Origin of the sequence: Escherichia sp. WS568, from assembly GCF_046486085.1 — a bacterium.
GTDB lineage: Bacteria > Pseudomonadota > Gammaproteobacteria > Enterobacterales > Enterobacteriaceae > Escherichia > Escherichia coli.
The window spans coordinates 1-4,516 of record NZ_JBJQMC010000050.1 but is presented as its reverse complement, the minus strand read 5'-3'; the positions used below and the strand labels follow the sequence as shown (position 1 = coordinate 4,516).

Below are 4,516 nucleotides of genomic sequence, written 5' to 3'. Positions count from 1 at the left end.
ATGGCATCCGCATAGTGCACTGGGTTATCGCTCGCCACGGGAATATCTGCGGCAGCAGGCCAGTAATGGGTTAAGTGATAACAGGTGTCTGGAAATATAGGGGCAAATCCACTTACAAAACCATTATTAACATAGCTTAAGTGTTAATCAAAATTGAGCCATTCACATTACATTAGGTAAGGCATCTTACTAAAAATATTGTAATGTTTTGTTTTTAAAGATAAAGATTTCAGGTTGAAAACCAAAAATTTTTAGTTAAAAATATTTATGGTGTATGTAAAAAATGATAAGGTAGTGATAAGACATAAGTTTGTAAAACACATGTTAAATTTCAATGCTGATGAAAAAGCTTAGCGTTAATCAAAACAGGAGCAAGAAGATTGAAAGTTATTAGCTTAATCAATATGAAAGGTGGCGTTGGTAAGTCAACATTGGCTACCAATATTGCTAATCATCTTTCAGATAAACTTGGGCAAAAAATATTATTAATAGATATCGACCCACAATTTAACGCAACGCAATGTGTAATGGATACAAGCAAATATGTTGCACATATGAAAAGCGGAGGCGATAGCATATGTGATATTTTTTATAGTTCAAAAATTCGACTATCTACAATGACTGGTCCTTTAGTTAACACACCTAAAGAATTAGCCGATATAACACCAATTCAATTAAATGATAATTTTCACATTGTTCCCGGAAGCCTTGGGCTATATAAAATTGAAATGAAACCAGGAGAAGGGATAGAAAACAAGCTTAGACGCTTTCTTAAAATCCATGAAAATGACTATGATTATGTCATAATTGATACCCCACCAACCCCATCAGTTTGGATGTCCAGCGCATTAATTGCATCTGATTATTACCTCATTCCAGCCAAACCCGATCCTCTTTCGATCACTGGTATCGATCTATTAGATAGCATTATAAATGAGAAGAGAGAAAATTTCGATCTTAAGATTGAATGTGCGGGCATAGTTTTTAATATGGTTGAAGGTAATAGTAATTTATATGAGGAAAGTCTTCGTTACTTCAATAATCAAAAACGTTGGCGTAATAAGATCTTTAAATCATATTTGAGCAAACGTACTGAGTTGGCAAGAAATCAAACAAGAGGCTTATTTATTAACAATTTAACGGATGAGGATATGAAGTTTTCGCTGTCTAAAATTACTGACGAACTTCTCTCTAGAGTAGGTGACTTATGACTGACAAAAAAAATAACTCAAAAGAAATTAAGCAACTGTTAAACTTTTTAGAGGAGTTTTCCTTTATTTCAAAAAAATTATCAAGAATCAACTTTATTGAATTACTTCAAGATAGTTATACTGATAATTTAGATGTTAACGAAAGAAATTCAAAGTCTAAAAAAAATGATATTAAAGGTTTCCTTGTTGGGTATCTTCCGAGGATTTTATTAGACAAAGATCTCTTCCAAAAAAATAAAGATATAGATGATTTTGCACGCATGTTAGGTATCGAAATCAGCAGGCCTGAAAAAAGATCTAGAGAGGAAATGATCGGCATAATCGTGTGTGACGTTCACGAGAAAAACTCATCCGATTTAGGTAAGGCTTATAATATTATCAATTCAATGTCAAATAACCCTCTAGTTTTGAGTAGAATAAAAGAGAGGAAGAACCTTTCTAGCGCTCAAAATGAGATATATGACTGGAATGAAGTTATAAAAGATATATTCAATAAGGACTAACAATGTCGAGAGAAGTAAACAGCGATTTCACTGAGTTAGTTACTTATTTCTCTGAATATAAATTAAAAAATGTTTTCGAGAATATTAACTCAAGAGGGAAAATAAGCATGATACATAAGAGATATTATTCTTTTATGTGCCTTGTTTACTGTTTGTATCATTTCTCCAAGGAGAAAATAGACGCCAACTCATTGGAGCGATTGCAAGAAGCTTCATCTGACCTTGGTACAGCTATGTTTATGGTTATAAATGGTGCATACAAACCAGCAAATCTAATGATGCGAAGTTATATTGAAAATTCTTTAAAATCAATCGGTTGCTTACTAGATCCTTCAATACTTGAAGAAAAATCATTGTTTAAGGTAATTGAACAAACTGGGGAACATCCTGTCTTCAAAAAAAATCCTCTACTACATGAAACTTTAAAAGCTGAATACTCTTCGTTATGCAGTCACGTACATACAGCTACTGTAAAAGAAATGGCTCACATAAAAGCTTTAAATGTTTTTCCCGAAATAGACTTGGTTAAAATAGATAATATTTCGAAGGTGATTGATAAGGTGGTTAAGACTATGATATCAACTATCATAAGAATTTTTCCTGATGTTTTCTTTTCCTTTGCACCTGAGTATCGAGAAAAAATCCTCCTTAGCTTAACCTCTGCACAACGAGCCTCACTTTATTCCTTAAGTGATTAACTAACAAGTATGACATAAAAACTATCCTATTGTGATAGTTTTTATGTTCATTAAGATGACTATATCAGGAATTATTGCCGAATTTTAATTTTCATATTGATTTTACTATCTCTCACCAACTCTTGTAAGTATCCTTCCGCCACAAGCGGACCATGTGCATTTAAATATCTGACCTAACGTGCCGTAACGCCGCAATGTCCGCTTCTGGCACAGAGCGGACAGCCAGATTAGGTTTAGTACTGTACTAGATACAAATCAGCTGCATATACCTGCATCCTAAATAATTTCAGACAGATATTATCTCCGTGAATCCCCCGCCACCTTTCCGGTGCGCGGGGTTTTGTCTTTTTTCACCGGGAATACATGTATGAATCCGTCTGATGCCATTGAGGCAATTGAAAAACCGCTCTCCTCCCTGCCTTACTCGCTTTCCCGTCACATCCTGGAACATCTGCGTAAACTCACCAGTCACGAACCCGTGATTGGCATTATGGGGAAAAGCGGGGCCGGTAAATCCTCACTCTGTAATGCACTGTTTCAGGGGGAGGTCACCCCGGTCAGTGATGTTCACGCCGGCACCCGGGAAGTGCGGCGCTTCCGTCTGAGTGGACATGGTCACAGCATGGTTATCACTGACCTGCCCGGGGTGGGCGAGAGCCGGGACAGGGATGCAGAGTATGAAGCCCTGTACCGTGATATTCTGCCTGAACTTGACCTGGTACTGTGGCTGATTAAAGCCGATGACCGTGCCCTGTCTGTGGATGAGTATTTCTGGCGACACATCCTGCACCGGGGACATCAGCAGGTGCTGTTTGTGGTGACGCAGGCCGACAAAACGGAGCCCTGCCATGAATGGGATATGGCCGGCATTCAGCCTTCTCCCGCACAGGCACAGAACATTCGGGAGAAAACGGAGGCGGTATTCCGTCTGTTCCGGCCCGTACATCCGGTTGTTGCCGTATCGGCCCGCACCGGCTGGGAACTGGATACGCTGGTCAGTGCGCTAATGACAGCACTTCCCGACCATGCCGCCAGTCCCCTGATGACCCGCCTGCAGGACGAGCTGCGCACGGAATCTGTCCGCGCTCAGGCCCGTGAACAGTTTACCGGTGCGGTGGACCGGATATTTGACACGGCGGAGAGCGTCTGTGTTGCCTCTGTTGCCCGTACGGTTCTGCGTGCCGTCCGTGACACGGTGGTCTCTGTTGCCCGCGCTGTATGGAACTGGATTTTCTTCTGAACAGTCTGCCAGGGAAATGCCTGATAACATTACGTTAACCAACTGAAAACATGACACAAACCCCTCATACTCCTCCTGTTTCTCTTGCGTGACCGCCTTGTCGTTAATAGAATAAAACGATCGATAAAACAGGTATCGATCGTTGCTATCGATCGTTTATAGTGGTTAATGGTCTGCGAAAAGGCAGCTGAATCTCTTCATCATGCAGAACGGAATTGCACACAACGGACTGATACTTCTCTGGCGGATGAGAGAGGGGAAGCATTTATGCCCGGGAAAAACCACTTTATCTGACCATGCTGTTTTGTACCTGCCGGTATCCACATTTGTGGGTACCGGCTTTTTTATTCACCCTCTGTAAGGAAAAGCTGATGAAACGACATCTGAACACCAGCTACAGGCTGGTATGGAATCACATTACGGGCACCCTGGTGGTGGCTTCCGAACTGGCGCGCTCACGGGGAAAACGCACCGGTGTGGCGATTGCGCTGTCTCTTGCTGCTGTCACATCAGTTCCGGCACTGGCTGCTGACACGGTTGTACAGGCGGGAGAAACCGTGAACGACGGAACACTGACAAATCATGACAACCAGATTGTCCTCGGTACGGCCAACGGAATGACCATCAGTACCGGTCTGGAGTATGGGCCGGATAACGAGGCCAATACCGGCGGACAATGGATACAAAATGGCGGTATCGCCAACAACACTACTGTCACCGGTGGTGGTCTTCAGAGAGTGAATGCCGGAGGACGCGTTTCAGACACGGTTATCAGTGCCGGAGGCGGACAGAGCCTTCAGGGGCAGGCAGTGAATACCACTCTGAACGGCGGTGAGCAGTGGGTACATGAAGGCGGGATTGCAA

General features: G+C 41.9%; 5 protein-coding genes. All 5 read left to right on the top strand.

Translation table 11 applies throughout. The annotated features are described in order from the left end of the window. Window positions 1-380 precede the first annotated feature (380 nt). Window positions 381-1,211 (top strand): ParA family protein, encoded by an 831-nt coding sequence (locus ACJHWR_RS24960; RefSeq protein ID WP_001399639.1) that lies wholly within the window; start codon window positions 381-383, stop codon window positions 1,209-1,211. After that, entirely contained in the window at window positions 1,208-1,714 is a 507-nt protein-coding gene (locus tag ACJHWR_RS24955; RefSeq protein WP_032180027.1) for a hypothetical protein, read from the top strand. Before ACJHWR_RS24960 ends, ACJHWR_RS24955 begins: the two co-directional genes overlap by 4 nt. Window positions 1,715-1,716: 2 nt before the next feature. Then, window positions 1,717-2,412 (top strand): hypothetical protein, encoded by a 696-nt coding sequence (locus tag ACJHWR_RS24950; protein ID WP_032180028.1) that lies wholly within the window; start codon window positions 1,717-1,719, stop codon window positions 2,410-2,412. Window positions 2,413-2,779: 367 nt separating this feature from the next. Then, window positions 2,780-3,652 (top strand): GTPase family protein, encoded by an 873-nt coding sequence (locus ACJHWR_RS24945; protein ID WP_001069760.1) that lies wholly within the window; start codon window positions 2,780-2,782, stop codon window positions 3,650-3,652. Window positions 3,653-4,023: 371 nt separating this feature from the next. Continuing rightward, window positions 4,024-4,516: ESPR-type extended signal peptide-containing protein (locus ACJHWR_RS24940; protein WP_343476729.1), on the top strand; the 493-nt coding region annotated here is incomplete at its 3' end.